The sequence below is a fragment of the Streptococcus mitis genome, assembly GCF_047464965.1.
Taxonomy (GTDB): Bacteria; Bacillota; Bacilli; order Lactobacillales; family Streptococcaceae; genus Streptococcus; species Streptococcus mitis_DU.
Genome location: NZ_JASHAT010000001.1, coordinates 81,005 through 99,417, shown reverse-complemented (window position 1 = coordinate 99,417; position 18,413 = coordinate 81,005). Strand labels below are relative to the sequence as shown.

Annotated in this window: 14 protein-coding genes; 1 reads left to right on the top strand and 13 read right to left on the bottom strand. The window is 43.1% G+C overall.

Annotated features, from left to right (window positions below; translation table 11 throughout):
• Positions 1-18 precede the first annotated feature (18 nt).
• Positions 19-2,106, top strand: coding sequence for a GH92 family glycosyl hydrolase (locus QM408_RS00475; RefSeq protein ID WP_414373214.1), 2,088 nt, complete (start codon positions 19-21; stop codon positions 2,104-2,106).
• Between the two features lie 36 nt (positions 2,107-2,142).
• On the opposite strand, the gene QM408_RS00470 is transcribed toward QM408_RS00475, so the two are convergent.
• The 13 genes from QM408_RS00470 to QM408_RS00410 form a co-directional block, all read right to left on the bottom strand.
• Positions 2,143-3,825, bottom strand: coding sequence for an alpha-L-fucosidase (locus QM408_RS00470; RefSeq protein ID WP_414373211.1), 1,683 nt, complete (start codon positions 3,823-3,825; stop codon positions 2,143-2,145).
• Position 3,826: 1 nt separating this feature from the next.
• Entirely contained in the window at positions 3,827-7,615 is a 3,789-nt protein-coding gene (locus QM408_RS00465) for a glycoside hydrolase family 2 TIM barrel-domain containing protein (protein WP_414373208.1), read from the bottom strand.
• A gap of 184 nt (positions 7,616-7,799) precedes the next feature.
• On the bottom strand, positions 7,800-8,684 hold the full coding sequence (locus QM408_RS00460) for an SPFH domain-containing protein (RefSeq protein WP_004235732.1): 885 nt from the start codon (positions 8,682-8,684) through the stop codon (positions 7,800-7,802).
• Between the two features lie 164 nt (positions 8,685-8,848).
• Positions 8,849-10,354 (bottom strand): zinc ABC transporter substrate-binding lipoprotein AdcA, encoded by a 1,506-nt coding sequence (adcA, locus tag QM408_RS00455; protein ID WP_261150232.1) that lies wholly within the window; start codon positions 10,352-10,354, stop codon positions 8,849-8,851.
• 9 nt (positions 10,355-10,363) lie between these two features.
• Positions 10,364-11,170, bottom strand: coding sequence for a metal ABC transporter permease (locus QM408_RS00450; RefSeq protein ID WP_045612455.1), 807 nt, complete (start codon positions 11,168-11,170; stop codon positions 10,364-10,366).
• On the bottom strand, positions 11,163-11,867 hold the full coding sequence (locus QM408_RS00445) for a metal ABC transporter ATP-binding protein (protein WP_001269496.1): 705 nt from the start codon (positions 11,865-11,867) through the stop codon (positions 11,163-11,165). The genes QM408_RS00450 and QM408_RS00445 overlap by 8 nt, the downstream gene beginning before the upstream one ends.
• Positions 11,867-12,307, bottom strand: a complete 441-nt coding sequence (gene adcR / locus QM408_RS00440; RefSeq protein ID WP_001249308.1) for a zinc-dependent transcriptional regulator AdcR — start codon at positions 12,305-12,307, stop codon at positions 11,867-11,869. The genes QM408_RS00445 and adcR overlap by 1 nt, the downstream gene beginning before the upstream one ends.
• 154 nt (positions 12,308-12,461) lie before the next feature.
• Positions 12,462-13,730 carry a D-alanyl-lipoteichoic acid biosynthesis protein DltD gene (gene dltD, locus QM408_RS00435; protein ID WP_049543209.1) on the bottom strand — a complete coding sequence of 423 codons (1,269 nt, stop codon included), beginning with the start codon at positions 13,728-13,730 and terminating at the stop codon, positions 12,462-12,464.
• Positions 13,723-13,962: a D-alanine--poly(phosphoribitol) ligase subunit DltC gene (gene dltC / locus QM408_RS00430; protein WP_000351967.1), complete on the bottom strand. Its 240-nt coding sequence runs from the start codon at positions 13,960-13,962 to the stop codon at positions 13,723-13,725. Before dltC ends, dltD begins: the two co-directional genes overlap by 8 nt.
• A gap of 13 nt (positions 13,963-13,975) precedes the next feature.
• Entirely contained in the window at positions 13,976-15,220 is a 1,245-nt protein-coding gene (gene dltB / locus QM408_RS00425) for a D-alanyl-lipoteichoic acid biosynthesis protein DltB (RefSeq protein ID WP_261150233.1), read from the bottom strand.
• Positions 15,217-16,767, bottom strand: coding sequence for a D-alanine--poly(phosphoribitol) ligase subunit DltA (gene dltA, locus QM408_RS00420; RefSeq protein WP_414373205.1), 1,551 nt, complete (start codon positions 16,765-16,767; stop codon positions 15,217-15,219). The genes dltB and dltA overlap by 4 nt, the downstream gene beginning before the upstream one ends.
• A 20-nt stretch (positions 16,768-16,787) precedes the next feature.
• Positions 16,788-16,919, bottom strand: a complete 132-nt coding sequence (locus QM408_RS00415; RefSeq protein WP_000813667.1) for a teichoic acid D-Ala incorporation-associated protein DltX — start codon at positions 16,917-16,919, stop codon at positions 16,788-16,790.
• A gap of 309 nt (positions 16,920-17,228) precedes the next feature.
• The gene (locus QM408_RS00410) at positions 17,229-18,407 is read right to left on the bottom strand and encodes a ryptide export MFS transporter (protein ID WP_020902150.1); all 1,179 of its coding nucleotides are present in this window, start codon (positions 18,405-18,407) and stop codon (positions 17,229-17,231) included.
• Positions 18,408-18,413: the final 6 nt, after the last annotated feature.

Sequence of the window (18,413 nt, the reverse complement as noted above, 5' to 3'; positions counted from 1 at the left end):
ACAGCTAAAGGAAAGACTATGAAACCACTACTTGAAACCATCGATACCCGCTTTGGAACTGCCAGCAAGCATGCCTTTTCTCGGGGAAATACCCTGCCATACACAGGCGTGCCTTTTGGGATGAATTACTTTGTACCCCAGACCAGTAACCAGGAAGGATCTTGGTTTTTCGATCCGCATCTGCCTATCTTTCAGGGGATTCGATTAACCCACCAGCCCAGCCCTTGGATTGGCGACTACTCTTGGCTCCTCCTGACACCTGTCACAGGCCAGATTAGTGGAGACAGTCTCTTTCACCGCCAGTCTTCCTATGATATGAATAAGGCTACTTTCCAGCCTCATTATCTGAAGATTTTCTCCCTGCGCTATCAGATTGAAAGCCAGCTTACACCGACTTGCTACGGTGCTTCTATTCGTTTGAAGCAAAAGCAAGGCAAAGCCCTCTCCCTCTATCTTCACGCAGCAGATAAACTGACCGTAGAGCAAGTAGATAAGAGAACGCTTGCCCTAAGACAAGAAGGAAAAACTGAGACCAATAAAAATCAACTAACGATGTTCACTTCCCTGAAAATGAACACGGATATTCTTGCTGTCAGCCAAGAAGGCGGAGACTGGCGAATTGACTTAGCAAGCAGCCATGCTGAGATTCAGCTAGCAACTTCTTTCATCTCCCCTTCTCAAGCACTGCTTAATCTACCTCACGAAGATTTTAATAGCTGTAAAGCAAATGCCCAAGCGGACTGGGAAAATCTCCTCTATCGTTTTGACGTGCTAGAGACAGGAGAAGCTGACCGAACCTTCTTTGATCACTGCCTTTACAGACTCTTCCTATTTCCTCAGACTTTTTATGAGATTGATGAATCAGGGCAAGCCATCCACATGGATCTGGCTACTGGTACTGTCAAACCCGGTGTCCTATTTAGCAACAATGGCTTCTGGGATACCTTCCGCACCACCTTCCCCCTCTTTGCCCTTGTCATACCAGAGCATTATCGTCTCTTTTTAGAAGGTTTCCTCAATAGCTACCGCGATACCGGATTTCTTCCAAAATGGCTGGCCCCAGATGAACGTGGCATGATGCCTGGTACCCTTTTAGACGGCATTATCGCAGATAGCGCCTGCAAGGACATGGCTCCCGACTTGGAAGAAGAACTCCTTCAAGCCATGCTTGAAACAGCCACCAAGTCCGACCCTCTCGGCATCAATGGTCGCCACGGACTAGCCCAATACCAAGAACTTGGCTACCTCTCTACCGATCACCACGAAAGCGTCAGCCATACCCTAGACTATGCCTATAGCGACTTTTGTATCGCCAGCTTTGCCGAAAAACTAGGGAAAACAGAAATCGCTGAAACCTACAAGGCCGCATCACAAAATTACCGCCATCTATTTGACGCTGAGACAGGTTACATGCGAGCGCGTGATGGTCAAGGCAACTTCCGTCCTGATTTCTCTCCTTATAGTTGGGGACGTGATTATGCCGAATGTTCAGCCATCCAAGCAACTTTAGGCGTCCTCCACGATATCCCAGGCTTGATCCAGCTTATGGGTGGAAAAGAAGCCTTTAGCAACTATCTTTTGAAAGCCTGTCAAGATGCTCCCCTCTTTGAGACAACAGGCTATGGTTACGAGATTCACGAAATGAGCGAAATGGCTACTGCTCCTTTTGGACAACTCGCCATTTCCAACCAACCAAGCTTCCACATTCCTTATCTCTTCCGTTACAGCAACTACCCTGACTACACTGCCCTTCTCATCAAGACTCTCCGTCAGAAGGCCTTTCACTCAAGTTGGGAAGCCTATCCTGGCGATGAAGACAATGGTAGTCTCTCGGCCTGGTACATCTGGTCAGCTCTCGGATTTTATCCGACCTGTCCAGGAAAACCAAGCTATGACCTCGGAATTCCTCTCTTTGACCACCTCCGAGTCTATCTCGCTAAAGAAGATAAATGGCTAGATATTCATACTGAGCAAAACCACAGCCACTTCAACTTTGTAAAAGAATGCCGACTGGACACAACTCTAGTATCAACTATTCAACATCAAGACCTCTTAAAAGCTGAGCAACTAACCTTTACACTTAGCTGGTTACCAAGTCATCAGTAAACAAAAAGAACCTTCGCAGATGCGAAGGTTTTTCTTTTATGAAACTTGGACTAGAAGTTGATCCAGAAGCTGACCACCCACCGTTAGGTTCAGATAGAAATCCAAGGTTTTATCTCCTGCAAAATACAAGGTTGGTATGGTCAGGTCTTTTTTGCTTTCCCCAGCTTGGAATTGAAGGACTTGAATTTCGTCCTGATAGGCGACACCATGGACACCTGTCCCCGGTTGGATCGAAATCTTAGTCTCTAAAGGAGTACTACTTTCGCTACGTTCAATCCTAAAATGAAGAGTCTCTCCCTTTGTCACAGCTAGACTTTTTTCTACAAATGCTAATCCCTGCACAACTTCTTTGTTTGCTAAGCTAGGTGTTTTATAAAGTGAAATTTTTGTTAAGACAGGCCAATCCTGTGCCTCCGTGATCATCACGCGCAACTTCTGTGCCTCTACCAGTGGCCCTCGCAAGAGGCGCTTATGACCAACTGTGAACCCCGTTCCAAATTCCTGCCAGACGCCGTCCACCTCTACTTGCACACAAAAACCAGCGATTCGTTGCCCCAGCTTCAAATCTTCTCTTAACTCAAGCACATCGAAAGTTTTAGGTGTCCCTAAGTCAAGTTCTAACTGGATTGGCAAGTCTGCATCGCTTGCCCAAGAGCTGGTCTCAAGGCCGTCTGTCAGATGATGACCAGCAAAGTCTGGTGATAGAGCTGGACCAGATACCTTAGCTCCCAGAACCAAATCTTCTTTATAGAGCTCATCACGATAAGCCGCAAATTCATAAAGCCGTTTGATATCCTTCTCATCAAAGAGACCATCTTGATTCGGCGGAATATTGAGTAAGAGAGGTGTGCCTCTCCCCACCGAGTGAAAATAAATCTCTACCAACTCCTCGAGAGACTTAGGATCCTGATTTTCATGGTAAAACCAGCCCGACCGTATGGAAACATCTGCCTCACCAATTGAAAAAATCGTACCTAAGGGATCCCCATGTTGAAGATAGTCCAGCTCTGCTTCTGTTCCTAGTTTATCAGGATTCACCTTCTGCCACAATGGATCACCTGCATACCCTCGTTCATTGCCAATCCAGCGGATACTGGTGCCTTCTGTTGAAAAAATTAAGCAATCGCCCTGCAGGTCACGAATGGTTTCAAACCATTTCTCAAATTCATAATTGACCTTTTGAGCGCCCTCTCCTCTGGCACCATCCATCCAGACCTCAGCAAATTTCCCTCCATTTCCATAGGCAGGATTTGATAAAATCTCCTTCAGCTGAGCCAGATAATAGGAATTATAGTCCGCTTCTCGGTCCACATGATAGAGGGGACTGTGGGCGTCCCACGGCGATAGGTAGACCCCCATATCCATATCAAACTCTGTGGCAGCTTGGGATACTTCAAGGAGTAAGTCCCCCTCTCCATTCCTCCAAGGACTGGCCTTGACCGAATAATCTGTGTGAGCTGTCGGATAAAGGACAAAGCCGTCGTGGTGCTTGACCACCAAAATCAACTTTTTAAAGCCCGTTTCCTTGAGCACACGAACCCACTCACGCGCATCTAACCTTGTCGGGTTAAATCGCCCAGGATCCTCCTGACCTGTCCCCCATTCCTGGTCATAAAAGGTATTGGGACCAAAATGGATAAAGGCTGCTAGTTCATCCTCTAAATACGCTAGCTGGGCCTGACTAGGCAAGGGACCATGCAGTTTTATTTCTCTTACCATACTACTTCCTATCTACACTTTTCTTTACTTTTTTGGCATGTACTTGCAATTCTGTTAGCGCTAGGGGACTGAGCAAGCCTTCAAATCGAAGACGAAGGGCGTAAGTTTCCACCTTATCAAATTCAAAACGAAGCTCTTCATCCTTGTCGCTTGACACTTTTCGGATGCCTGATACAGGTTGCCAATTCTCCTCTTGCTTGAGCAGTGAATCCTTATCCAAATGATTTGGAGTCCGAGGCAAGCTAGGCTCATTCCCTACATAATAATCGATAAAGGTCGGCTCAACGGCCACATATTCTTGATTTTCAACATAATACAAGGTCAGGTTATCCACAAATCGCGGTTTTAAAATCCCTGCATCTCCAAACAGAATACCCACGCTGGCTTGCTCTGACTTGGCAATCCAAGTATTGGCTGTCGATTTTTTCCGAGTAATGACCTTGTCATTGAGGTAAGATGCTGGGTGATTCGGCTCTGAGTGGGAGGCAAAGACCAGAGGCAAATTGGATCCTGTCCACTGATTGGAAATAACTTCCCCATCTACACTGGCATCTGTCACATGAATGGTGACTGTTGCTGGCAATTCACAGCCCGCTACCTGCCCTGTGAGCACACTTTCTCCTACCTGAGCATAGACTTGAGGATTGAGTTCATCCCAAGTAACCTTGGCCGTATCTCGTCTGCCATCTGATAAGACTAGCTTGACTCGGTCTGGTAAATGTGGGGCTTCCTTGACAAGCGTCCAAACCCTTTCAGGCTCAATAGCGCAAATCCCTTGGACACAAACCTGAGCAGAAGCCTTTAAATCCAGACCCTCTAGCTGACCAGATACCATAAACTCATGAAAGCTTGCTATATCTTCTTCGGATATTGCCTCCCAAACAACCTTGACTCGTTTTACACCACCAGACTCATAGTCCACCAAGACCGAGGACGGAAGCTGTGGATAAGTCCCTCTATATGTATACAAGCGAAGCGGTCTTACAGAAACCGCCCTGCCTAGTGAGGTATTTTCTGCGACCTGCAAGTGAGTTTGATAGGTCTTCCCTTGATAAATGGCGCGGATAGCCAAGTCACCTGCAGACAAGCAATGAAGCACTCCCTGCTTGATAATGGCATGGGCACTGCCACTCGTCTCCCAAATCACTTCACTATTCCCCACCTTGTTCACAGGGTTATCCACAATTTGTGGATAAAGTCCAATAGCTGGGGAATCTCCTTCTTGCAAACCTGCCTGCTTGTCCACTCGAATCTCAAACAAGCTCTTATTTTTCACTGGTTGGGAAGCCAAAGCCTCTCCCACTAAGAGATCAAAACTTACTGGCTCTAGCCCTCTGGCACTGGCTTTTAATCTTACTTGTCCCACCTGCTCCAAGCTTTGAACTAAAACAACACCCCTGCCATGAAAGGCTTTTCTCTTAAACCGACCATTCTTCTGAGCCTGGTAACGTTCACGGCTGGCCTGCCTGCCATTATCCACACCCACAATGCGAGCAGGGCCCTCAATTTTAAAATGAAGCTGATTGGAAGCAGTCGGAACCCAATTTCCATCCTTGTCCAATACATCAAAATAGAGATAAAGGAGGTCTTGCCCATCTGGCTCCAGTTGTGATTTCTCGGCATGTAGGTCGATTTGGGCTGGTCTACCTGCAGTCACCACCCTATCTTCTGCCACAAGCTGCCCTTGACGGTCATAGGCCACAGCACGCAATTCTCCTGGTTGATAAGCCAAACGCCATTCGAGATAGAGCTGGTCAGAACTTGCTCCCTCTTGGTATTTTCTGCCATCTGAAGTCCATTTTTCCTGAAAGGTCTTTCTGCCTTGGGATTTTCCATTGAGAAATAGCTCTACAGAACCAGCATTTGAATACACTCGAACAGGGATATCCCCATACTTATCCACAACTTGTTGATAACTCTTGTGAATTTCCCAATTCCAATGGGGCAGGATATGAACCATGGGATGCTGATCTACATCCACCCACTGACTTTGATAGAGATAATAATCATTTTTAGGAATCCCTGCTGTATCCACAAGCCCAAAATAAGAACTCTTGACCGGCGTGTCATTTTGGTTGTGCCAAGGAGTCGGCTCACCGATATAGTCCACTCCTGTCCAGATAAACTGACCGGCATAGTCTAGCCGATTTCTATCTGCTATCCAAGCAGCCGTCGCTGTCTTCCCCCAAGGAACTCGATCATTGCCATAATCCGACTGTTCAAAATTCCGCACGCGACGATTATTCCCAACACATTCCTTATCTGGGCGAAAATAGCTGTCACGCGTCCGTGTAGCCGATGAGGTTTCAGATCCATAAAGTCGCCACTTGGGATGTCTTTTGCGAATCCCATCAATATTGTCTTCCGAGTAATTCAAGCCCACCACATCCAGCAAATCAGCAATCTTTTCATGACCTCCAGAACCGTCTCCAAAGCGGAACTGATCCATTCCCATGGTCACAAAACGGCTATCATCAACCTCCTTAACCCTTTCTAGCAAGCGTTTGATCGTCTTCAATGAATGAGCATCGCCATTTGCTTCACTGACTTCATTTCCCAAGGACCACATAAAGATAGCTGGATTGTTCTTACCACGTTCAATCATAGTGCGCAAATCATAATCTGACCAGAAATCGCCTGCTTTCGCTTCTGGATGAGTCGCTTCTTCCTCAAAAAAGCGACCATAGTCATATTCTTTCTTGCCTCCATACCAGGTATCAAAGGCTTCTTCTTGGATGAGTAGGCCCATTTTGGCAGCCACATCTAGCAAGATACTACTAGCTGGATTATGGGTGATTCGGATTGCATTGACACCCATTTCCTTCATCTGGCGCAAGCGTCTCTCGGCAGCTGACCTGTTTTCCACAGCTCCCAGCGCTCCGTAGTCATGGTGCAGACAAACCCCATGAATCTTCAACCAGCGACCATTTAGAAAGAAGCCCTTATCCGCTTGCCAATCCATATAGCGGTAACCAAAGGTCTCCTCTTCTTCATCAACCAAAATGCCATTTTTGTAAAGGCGTGTCTTCAATTGGTAAAGGTGAGGGGATTCAATATCCCAAAGCAAGGGTTGAAAAATTGATATGGCTTGTTGGAAAGAATATTTGTCCCCAGACTCAATCACTAGAGAGTCTGTCGCCTGCCAGTCTGACAGCTGTTGGCCATCATACCAGATACTCTGCTCCAAATACACCGACACGGACTGAGGTCCATCATTTGAAACCTTACTTGTAAGCTGAGTCTCCACCCATCTATCTCTTTGTTCCTTTAGCTTGGGACTTGCTATCTTAATCCCATACAAATCCAGATGAACTGCATCTGTAATCAACAATTTTACTTCTCGGTAAATACCGCTACCAGAGTACCAACGACTGCTAGGTTGCTGATTTTCCACAAAAACCGCAAGCTGGTTGGCCGTCCCATCATTTCTTAGATAAGGCGTGATATCATATGAAAAAGGTGTGTAGCCATTGGGATAATAGCCCAGTACTTGCCCGTTAATATAGACTTGGGCATTCATGTAAACTCCATCAAACAACAAACGCACCGATACAAGACTGGCATCTTCTTCCAAGTAAAACTGTGTCCGGTACCAGGCCTGACCCCCATTTAGCTGACCACCCTCATTTTGCGCTAGCGAATAATGGTCAAAATCATTGTAAATACTCCAGTCGTGTGGCACTTGAATAGCCTGCCAATTTTCCCTCTGAAAATCCGGTGCCAAGGCCTCTTCTTTCCCTACCTCTTGGCTAAAAAACCAGTGATTTCGTAAAACTTCTTCTCTTCTCATACAAGCATTCCTCTTTAAACGACTCGATTTATTTGACTATAGCACAAAACAAAAGCGCTTTCAAGACTTCCTCTATCACTCCCTAAATCCTCAGAAAAGATTCTATAATTTGTAGAGGAGAATTTTAGTTCCCAAGCCCACGATCGTAAAACAAAAAGAGCCTGAAACCAAGCTCTTTAGTCTATTATTTCTTCTCAGCGCGAAGGGCTGACAAGATTTGTGTACGGATATCATCCACACCATTTGGCGTATTTGGTAAAAAGATAGTTTGGTTTCCTTTAGAGGCAAAGGTATTCAAGGTATCCAAATACTGGTTGGTCAAAAGAATGGACATGATTTGCTCTTCTGTCATACCAACATTGGCTTCCTTGAGTTCGGTGATAGACTCTGCCAATCCATCCACAATCGCCTTACGTTGTTGGGCAATCCCCACACCATGAAGACGGTCTTTTTCTGCTTCTGCTTCAGCTGCAGTGACGATTTTAATCTTGTCTGCTTCCGCCAATTCTTGCGCTGCGACCCGCTTACGTTGCGCCGCATTGATTTCATTCATGGATTGCTTGACTTCTGCATCTGGTTCAACCTTGGTTATCAAGGTTTTCACGATAATATAACCATAAGTAGTCATTTCTTCTGCTACTTGGTGTTGGACTTCAAGGGCAATCTCATCTTTTTTCTCAAACAATTCATCCAAGGTTAATTTTGGAACAGAAGAGCGAAGAGCGTCTTCGATATAAGATTTAATCTGAGATTCTGGACGCATGAGTTTATAGTAGGCATCTGTCACGCTCTGCTCATTGACACGGTACTGAGTCGCTACATTCATCATAACGAACACATTGTCCTTGGTCTTAGTCTCAACCACAATATCGCTTTGCAACAAGCGCAACTGAATCCGCGCTGCAATCGAGTCAATCCCAAAAGGCAAGCGAATATGAATACCGCTATTGGCAACCTTTTGGTATTTCCCAAAGCGTTCAATAATCGCCACCGACTGCTGACGAACCACATAAACTGTACTCAGTGTGACTATCACCAATAGGAGCACACAAACCACCACAAAAATCATCAAAAATGTTGCCATTATCGTGACCTCCATCATTATTTTCCTGTATTATAGCACATTTAAAGAAGGCTGTGCAGTTTTTACTGCGATTTTTAAAAATAAAATGTTAACCATCTATTTTGTAACTAAAAAGGATAGCCTCATACAAAGCTATCCTTTGATTCTCATCAATGCGCCAACATTTCTTGGGCGATTTCTTGACCAGATAGGTTATCTGGGTAATAGGTTGGCCAGTTATCCATTTCTTCAAAGAGGGCTTCTTGGCTTGTGCCTCCAAAGAAGATATGGAAATGTTCTGCCTTAACTGGAGCGATATTGTGGTCACTAAACTGAACATACTTGAACTGTCCAGCATCAGCATCTGTGGCTTCAAAGAGGAAGCGCACGCCACGATTGCCTTTCTTGTAAGTCAAGATTTTCTTTCCAACATACTTGTAAGTATATTTCTTACTTTGTCCACCTTGAACAAATTCCATAGTGTTATCAGTGATATTAATCTTAGTCACATCTGTCTGATAGCCTTTTGTATAGTAGGCCTTGTACTCAGCCTGGGTCATCTTACCAGTCAACTTAGCCTTGTAATCAAACACTTGATCAAAAGTACCATCTTCAAGGAAAGGATAAACTGATTGCCAATTACCTGCATAGTCACTCAAGGTACGGTCCTTGACGTCTGCATCCTCAAAGTAACCATTTTGAACTGTCTTAGTATCCTCTGCCTTTTCAGGCTCAATTACTGGGCCTTCTTGGTCTGTTGTTTGTTTTAGAGCCTTGAGGTTTTTCTCCATGATAGAGATGTAATTTTCACCAGCCTTGGTATCCTCTTCTGTCAGACTTTCTAAAGGATTGAGGACATCTGTCTTAACACCTGCCTCTTTTGAAAGTGTATTAGCAAGGGCTTGTGAAGCATTTTCTTCAAAGTAGATATAGGCAATTTTATTTTTCTTGACGTACTCTGTCAACTCTGCCAAGCGAGCAGCTGATGGTTCAGCATCTGGAGAGAGACCTGAGATTGCGACTTGTTTGAGTCCATAGTCCAAGGCAAGATAGTTAAAGGCTGCGTGTTGAGTCACAAAGCTCTTTTGTTTGGCTTGAGACAAGCCTTCTGCATAAGCCTTATCCAAGGCTTGCAATTTTTCGATATAGGCAGCAGCATTCTTTTCAAAGGTCTCTTTTTTATCAGGATAATCTGCTGACAAGCTATCACGGATGTGCTCTACAAGTTTAACGGCACGAACTGGTGATAACCAAACATGGGGATCGTACTCATGGTGATGGCCTTCTTCTCCATGGTCATGGTCTCCCTCTTCTTCCTCACCACCTGGCAAAAGCAACATATCGCCTGTCGCCTTGATGGTTTTGACCTTTTTCTTATCCAAAGTATCTAGCAATTTAGGGACCCATGTTTCCATGTTTTCATTTTCATAAACGAAGGTATCTGCGTCTTGGATTTTGGCAACTGCCTTGGCAGACGGTTCATATTCATGGGGTTCTGTACCAGCACCGATGAGGAGTTCTACATTAGCCGTATCTCCTGCGACTTGCTTGGTAAATTCATAGACAGGGTAAAAGGTTGTCACAATATTTAGTTTGCCATCTGCCTGCTTTTGATTGGAACAAGCCACTAAAAACAAGGCACATAGACTGGCGAACAATAAGCTAATTTTTTTCACGTTAGTCTCCTATTTGATAAAACGTCTTACTAAACTAATAAGTAAAAAGACAGTTACAAAAATAATGGTAATACTTGCACTTGCAGGTGTTTCTGCATAGTAGGAAATGTAAAGTCCTGCTACCATTCCCAAAAATCCAATAGCACTGGCAAGCAGCATAACCGATTTAAAGTTTTTCCCGAGACGCAGGGCAATACTGGCTGGCAAGACCATAATGGTCGATACCAGAAGAGCTCCCGCAGCTGGAATCATAAGGGCAATGGCCACCCCCGTCACCATGTTAAAAAGAATGGACATGGTACGAACTGGCAAGCCATCCACAAAGGCCGTATCCTCATCAAAGGTCAAAATGTACATCGGACGAAGGAAGAGGAAGGTCAAAATCAAAACAACCGCCGCAATGACAAAGAGGGAAATAACCTGCTCTTCGCTGATAGTCACGATTGAACCAAAAAGATACTGGTCCAAACTCATAGAACTCGAGCTTTTACCCTTGCTCATGACAATCAGAGAAACAGCCAGACCTGTTGACATGAGGATAGCTGTCCCGATTTCCATAAAGTTCTTGTAAACCGTACGGAGATACTCCAGGAAGACTGCCGCAATCAAGACAATAGCAATAGTAGAAATAGTCGGAGAAATCCCCAGAACCAGACCAAAGGCTACACCCGAAAGCGAGACGTGGCTAAGGGTATCACTCATCAAACTCTGACGACGCAAGATAAGGAAGGTTCCCAATACTGGCGAGAAAAGACTCATAGCAATAACGGCCAGAAAGGCACGCTGCATAAAGTCATAAGATAATAAACTAAGCATGGCCTACCTCCTGATCATTCTCATGAACGTTGAAACAACGCCATGGCGAGTCTTGATTACGGACTAGATGGATATTGCGGTCCGCATAGTCCTTAACTTCTTCAGGGTCATGGGTAATCATCAAAACAGCCTTACCATGATGATGGGCGCTGTGGTGCATGAGTTCGTAAAATTCGTTTTTACTTCCTGCATCCATCCCCGTTGTCGGCTCATCTAGGATAAACACATCTGGATCCGAAGCAAACATACGCGCGATCACCGCTCGCTGCTTTTGTCCTCCAGATAGAGACCCCAAGCGTTTGTCTCGGTGTTCCCACATTCCAACTGAGTCCAGACTAGCCTTGATATGCTCCTCATCATGAGCATTCAAACGACGGAACCAGCCTTTTCGCGGATAGCGACCCGACTTGACAAATTCATAAACCGTACTTGGAAAACCAGCGTTAAAACTGGCAATCTGTTGAGGAAGGTAAGCTATTCTCAATTTCTTACCCTGCGTATTTGTCTTTGAAATGGTTACCTTACCAATGCGTGGTTGGAGGATTCCAAGACTGGCCTTGATCAGTGTCGTCTTAGCCGCCCCATTTTCCCCTGTCAAGGTAACAAATTCCCCACTATCAACACTATAATTGATATGTTCAAGAACGGGCTCCTTATCATAATAGAAGGATAAATCCTCTACCGTAATATATCTCATTATTTGATTTCTCCTACTAAAGCAGTCAAAAACCGCTGAATAACTTTTTGTTCATTTGGAGTAAACTGAGTCGCCACTTGTTCATAGGTTAAAAGTGTATGCTCATGGTGATGATGGTGCTCCTCAGCGATTGGACGAGCCAAATCAGTCAACTGATAAAAAATCACACGCGCATCCTTAGGATCTTTAGATGTTTCCAACATTCCTTCCTTGACCAAAGACTTAATGGCCTTGGTAACTGCCGCCTGACTGACATTGAGGCGACGGGCCAACTCTGAATTTGTTAAAGATTCCTCTGACAAGAGCATGAGAATGTGCTCCTGAGTATTGGTCAGGGCCACCTCGCTAGTACAATGACCTATTAGGATTTCATGCTGATTTTCCGCCTGCAAAATCACCTCATTTAAAAAGGCATCGATATCCTTCGCTAGCTGTCTCATATCTGACTCCTTTCCTTTTGGACTTCTCTTTATTTTAAGAGAAAAATACTATTCTTTGAAAAATTATTTACTGGTTAATTATATCACAACCAAAAAAAGAGTCAAGAAAAAACGTGAAAACTAGTTTCATCCTTGAACTCTTCTATATTATGATCTATTGAAATTCCTTGACATCTCCATCATAAGTCGCCCAGTCTTTACTGAAAAAGCGCTCATTCAGATGATAAGTCGGAGCTGGTGTGGGATTGGATAGGAAAGGATCAACGGCCTTATCAAATGCCAACCAACCTAACCAACCAAGGTGAATGGTATCCTTCATAAAGAAAGCTTCCCCACCGTCCTTAGAAAAATCTGCTATATTGGTAAAACCTTGACTTTCTAACTGGTAGCGAATCTTCTGCACCGTTTGTTGGTACATATCCTCTCGTAAACCAGCATAGTCCATCCATTTTTTATTAACAGGTGGAATGATAAAAATCGGGTTTACCTTGGATTTAGAAAACTGTGTCAACACTAACTGCAAGTCATTATATTCTGGCGACTTGAGATAGGTAAAATTTTTCTGAGAATCCTTTAATTTATTCAAATCCTTCTTAATCTGTGTATTATAGAAATAATTCTCCATTCCCAGATCATTATTAGAAGTATTCTTTTCTGCATCTGCTTTGACAACATCTTCTATAGCTTGATAAGAAAACTGATCTGGCAAGGTCTTTAAATACTTAGCTACATGCTTATCGTATTTGAAATAGCCTCTAACCGAAAACTGACCAAAAAAGGAAGCTTGACGTTCATTAAAACGAGCCAATAATTCAATCATTTCATTGTCTGCCGTCGACAATTCTTCTTTACTTGCCAACTTCTGAACCAGGTCCTTCATAGCTACATTTGGAAACTGCTGTAGTAAGCGGGTCGCTGCATATTGACTAGCCTGATCTCCAGATTGATGTTCCAGAAAACTCGTCAACTGATCCCCATTAAAATACTGCTGGAAGGCTGCTGGCTCATAGCCATTTTTACTAAACCACTGGGGCGAGATGACATATACAACTTGTTTATTCTCCAGTTGTGGCAACATCTGTTGCATCCCAAAATACTGGTTGAGCGATGCAGCTCCCCTCTGTCCTAAAAGATAGGGGCGATAAGAGCGGTTGTATTTCTCAGCCAATACCGCAGGATGGGCACCGTCAAAACGAAGCCATTCACTGGAGCCAAAGAAGAGAACAAAACGCATATTTGGATCAGATAAGGCTCTGACCTTTTGACTCCGCTCCTTAAAACTTTCAATGGTAGTAGCCACCGCCGAACGCTTTTCAGCTCCCAGATCATGGCGCATCTCAGCAGGATAGAAAAAGATAAGCAGACAAACCAACAAACCAGCTATCAAGACCGGTCCGAAGATCATCCATAAGCGTTTAAGCATTTTGTAGCTCCACAATACCAGCTATGATTTTATTGGCTGTATTCCAGTCGTCACGACCAAACTCTGTTACAGGGACACGAATGTCAAAACGGTTTTCAATCTCCACAATCAATTCAACCGTTCCCATACTATCCAAGACACCTGCGTCAAAAAGATCTTCATCCATCATGTCAGAAACATCTTCCATAAACAACTCATCAATAATTTCGATAACTTCTGATTTGATATCCATATTTTATTTCCTTTTATTTTTTAAACCATAGATCATTCAAGAATCCAGAAAAGATTAAGAATGACAGCATGACGACATGGAAGGTGACAACCATGCCAAGCAACTGAATCCAGCGATTCTCAGGTAGAGCAGGCTTCCCTGCTTTTTTCCGCTCCTTATTGAGCGTTTTTTTCTTGCGAATCCAAGCGTCATTGATGACCAAGCCCAATCCATGAAAGAGTCCATAGGCGATATAGTACCAGGTCACACCGTGCCAAAATCCCATAATCAGCATATTTACAATATAGGCCACGCTTGAGGTTACATTGCGATTCTTAAAGACCTTCTTTCTGGTCAACACCATCACCATTCGCATAAAGACAAAGTCACGGAACCAGAAAGAAAGACTCATGTGCCAACGATTCCAAAATTCCTTTAAATCCCTTGATAAAAAGGGCTTGTTAAAGTTGATGGGACTACGGATTCCCATCAAGTTTGAAATGGCCAAGGCAAACATAGAGTAACCTGCAAAGTCAAAGAAGAGCTCCAAACCAAAGGTATACATAACTACCAAGGCATAGGGGTTAAAGAAGCCACCTGACTGCAGGGCTAGATTCTTCAGAGGAGGTAGTAAAGTTTCTCCTAAAACATGAGCTAGGATAAACTTGTACAAAAATCCCCACATGATATAGCGAACAGATTCATCCAGCATATCCATCAACTCATCCCGCTCAGGAATGGTCTGATAATTTTCATTAAATCGCTTAAAGCGATCGATTGGGCCACTTGAAAAGGTCGGCATGAAGAGAAGGAAACGGAGGAATTCCCAGAGGGTAAAATCCTTAATCACTCCATCTCTCAGCTCAATGATAATCCCAACCGAACGAAAGGTCAGATAAGAAATTCCCAAAAAGCCAAGCAAAGACTGCGTTCCATTGATAGCCGGCTGCACCTTGACAAAGATAATCGGGAGGAGGGACAGAAAACTAACTAGGTAGAAGACCCACTTGCTATCCTTACTTTTTCGATAATGCTTGTAGAAGAGTACGAGCAATATTTCCCAGCACAAGTAAATACCCAAGGCAGCCAACTGATTAGTCTTCCCACCTACCAACATGGTGACGATAAAGAAGAGACTAACCAATACCTCGTACCAGGCAAAGCGTTTCTTGAAAAAGAGACCGATAAAGATGGGCAAGGTTGCAGCAATCACATAGACAAAATACTGAGGATTCCCATATGGCTCTAAATGAGGAAGCTGTTGAAAGAACTCCATCATCTCTTATTCACCTCGTTAATCAATCCTTTGATGTCAATTTTTCCATTTGGAGTCAGTGGCAGACTGTCTCGATAAAGGAATTTAGACGGCATCATGTAGGACATCATGATATCTGTTAAATCTTCCTTGATAGCCTTGGTAATATCAATATCTCGCTCAAACTGCTCACGAACACCGTCTTTCAAGATGACATAAGCCAATAGATTTTGCACCTTGTGGTCTTTATTATAACGTGGCACAGCTACAGCAGACTCGATAAAGCGAGACTTATTGAGGTTTTGAGAGACATCTTCTAACTCAATGCGGTAACCGTTGAACTTAATCTGGAAGTCCATGCGTCCGCCGTAGAGAAGTAAGCCTTCATCTGTCATAGTTCCCACATCTCCTGTATGGTAGGCTGGTAGACCTTCAAACTCAAAGAAGGCTTCTGCCGTTTTTTCAGGATTGTTCATATAACCTTTTGAAACGGCTGGTCCAGAAACAATGATTTCTCCCTGTTCGCCATTTGGCAATTTATTGCCATTCTCATCAATGATAAAGGTTGGAGAATCAGCCTTGGTATAGCCGATTGGTAGGCGTTTGAGAGTCGTCAACATCTCATCTGTCACGGCAACAGCTGATAGGGCTACTGTCGCTTCTGTTGGTCCGTAGGCATTGATAATACGGGCATTTGGGAATCGATCGCGCAGTTTTTGAGCTGTTTTGACCGTCAATTCTTCACCATCAAAGTAGAAATGCGTAATTCCAGGCATTTTTTCGCTATTAAAATCTTCAGACAACATGGCCATATCCGCAAAAGAAGGCGTTGAAGTCCAGATAGCGATCGGCAATGAAAAGATGGTCGCAAAGAGTTGCTTAAAGTCCTGAGTGATGACAGATGGTAAAGCAAAAAGAGTTCCTCCCAGTGCCAAGGTCGGAGCCCAATACATGACAGACAAGTCAAAAGAATAAGGTGGCTGAGCCAACATTTGCGGACGACTTGGCGTCGCAAATTCCTTGTCCGTAATCATCCAGTTGGTAAAGCTGAGGAGGTTATCATGGGAAATTTGCACTCCCTTAGGCTTACCAGTCGTACCAGAAGTAAAGATAATGTAGTAGTTATCATCACCCTTGACTGGATGCGTAATCTCATAACTAGTCCCTTGAGCAAAGGCTTCTTGAACCTGAGCTAGAGTCATCATTGGCGTAGAAACCTGTTCCAATGGGAAGTCTGAGATGGCAATAATCAAGCTTGGCTCTGCTACTTCTAAAATAGCTGAAACTCGCTCCAAAGCCGAATGGCTATCAATGGGAATGTAGGCATGGCCTGACTTAGTCAGAGCAAGAAAGGTTGCCAACATTTCATATTCTTGGCCACCAAAAACAACTACAGGAGACTTCTCAGGCAAGCCTAGTTGGTCAATGGCTGCAGCCAAACTATCTGAATCAGCCTTCAAATCTCCATAAGTATGTTCCTGCCCCAAAACATTGTAAACAGGATAGCTAGGCTGTGTCTGAGCAAAATGCTCAATGGTTTCAATCATATCTACTATTGGTTTATTTGACACAATAGGGATTCTCCTTCAAGTTAAAATTCATTATAGATAAAGCTTCCTTGACCCTGACCAAGATAGCTAAAGAAGTAAAGCAGCCCCAGAAAGATAAGAAAATACAAGGCTGTCCGACCAAGAAAGAGGTACAATTCTTTTCTCTGTTTCATCAAGAAAAACCATTCATTTCTGTAATTTTTGCTAAATAAGATAGACTCTTACTATAGTATTTTTCTACCATTGTACCACTTTATAGGCTAGTTTTTCAATTGTTTCCGTACATTTTCACTAGATTTCAGCTTATTTTAAGGGTTATGCGCTTTTTCTATGTATATTTCAAGTAGAGTGATACTGTTTCAAAACTCCATTTCATGAGAAAATGAAGGAAATCTTCCCATAATAAAACGCACGATATCAAGTTTTTTCAACACCTGATACTATGCGATTTTCTGATTTTTAAAGACTTTTTAACTAGTCTCTCATTTAAAATAATCTCGTCTGATATAAATTAAAATAGCTTCTATCACCAGACAAATGGCCGATATCCAAAAACTGATACTAATACCAAAACTCTCAGTAATATAGCTCATTAGCAAAACAAATACTGAAAATGCTAGTGTCGAAATCACTTCCAGAACGGAATAGACATTAACCAAGTTATTTTCCTCTACTGTTTCCTGAAGAAATACACTTTCAGGAACTTCTTTTAGCTGCGATAACATACCAACTAAAGCTGAAAATACTAAAAACATCTGTGCATTTGGCAAAAATAGAATAGTCAGCGTCACTATTGCCATGGCTATAAGAGAAAAAAGAATACTTTCCCATTTAGAAGCAAGAAACTTTTCAGATAGCCGAAAAGCAATTAAGCCACTAATTATAATACCAATAGAGTATGCTGTATTAGAATATCCCCAGTAACTTTCCGTTTCATTTAATAACTCAGTTACAAAGACAAGTATGATAGACGAAACCCAAATCGTATTTGAGAAAATTTCAAATAAATTTGCTGATACAAAAAGTCTTAATCTAGGATCTCTAGCAACTAACTTCCAACCTCTGAGCAAAATTTCAAGATTAGTTTCTGACTCTAACACCTCCACTTCAGCGTTAGGAAGAAATAACATCAGAAAGCTAGAAATGATATACAATATTAAAATGATAAACGTGGTAGGTAACAGACCAATTGTTGCAAATAAGAGTCCACCTAATCCCCAACCCACCAATTGAACAGCTTCACCACTCATTGACAAGGCTGAATTAGCCTTACCCAAATCGGTCGCATAGCGTGGCACAATAGCATAGGAAACAGGTGCTGCAAAACCATCTAATATTGAAATTGCCACAACAAATAGATAGGTTACCAAAGGCGCTACGGATTGCATTACGGTAAACATTCCTACCAGTATCGTTAATAATATAGTCTTTCCAAATTGGGATAAAGATAAAACCCTATTTAGCGCTATCCTTTTAGTAACTAAAGGAACTAAAAGACTCGCAACAAAAGAGGATATCCCTATTAAAATGGGAACTAGTGACGTGGCAATTACTGATTTTGAAATAATGTATATGTTAGCAATGATTGTTACTCTAAAGAAAATATCTGCTAAATTTGCAAACAATTGAGAGACTAACAACTTGATAAATGAATTAGACATATAGCT

Coding starts and splice junctions, on each gene's coding strand:
- QM408_RS00475 (WP_414373214.1), top strand. CDS start 19: ATGAAACCACTACTTGAAACCATCGATACCCGCTTTGGAACTGCCAGC.
- QM408_RS00470 (WP_414373211.1), bottom strand. CDS start 3,825: ATGGTAAGAGAAATAAAACTGCATGGTCCCTTGCCTAGTCAGGCCCAG.
- QM408_RS00465 (WP_414373208.1), bottom strand. CDS start 7,615: ATGAGAAGAGAAGAAGTTTTACGAAATCACTGGTTTTTTAGCCAAGAG.
- QM408_RS00460 (WP_004235732.1), bottom strand. CDS start 8,684: ATGATTTTTGTGGTGGTTTGTGTGCTCCTATTGGTGATAGTCACACTG.
- QM408_RS00450 (WP_045612455.1), bottom strand. CDS start 11,170: ATGCTTAGTTTATTATCTTATGACTTTATGCAGCGTGCCTTTCTGGCC.
- QM408_RS00445 (WP_001269496.1), bottom strand. CDS start 11,867: ATGAGATATATTACGGTAGAGGATTTATCCTTCTATTATGATAAGGAG.
- adcR (WP_001249308.1), bottom strand. CDS start 12,307: ATGAGACAGCTAGCGAAGGATATCGATGCCTTTTTAAATGAGGTGATT.
- dltD (WP_049543209.1), bottom strand. CDS start 13,730: ATGCTTAAACGCTTATGGATGATCTTCGGACCGGTCTTGATAGCTGGT.
- dltC (WP_000351967.1), bottom strand. CDS start 13,962: ATGGATATCAAATCAGAAGTTATCGAAATTATTGATGAGTTGTTTATG.
- dltB (WP_261150233.1), bottom strand. CDS start 15,220: ATGATGGAGTTCTTTCAACAGCTTCCTCATTTAGAGCCATATGGGAAT.
- QM408_RS00415 (WP_000813667.1), bottom strand. CDS start 16,919: ATGAAACAGAGAAAAGAATTGTACCTCTTTCTTGGTCGGACAGCCTTG.
- QM408_RS00410 (WP_020902150.1), bottom strand. CDS start 18,407: ATGTCTAATTCATTTATCAAGTTGTTAGTCTCTCAATTGTTTGCAAAT.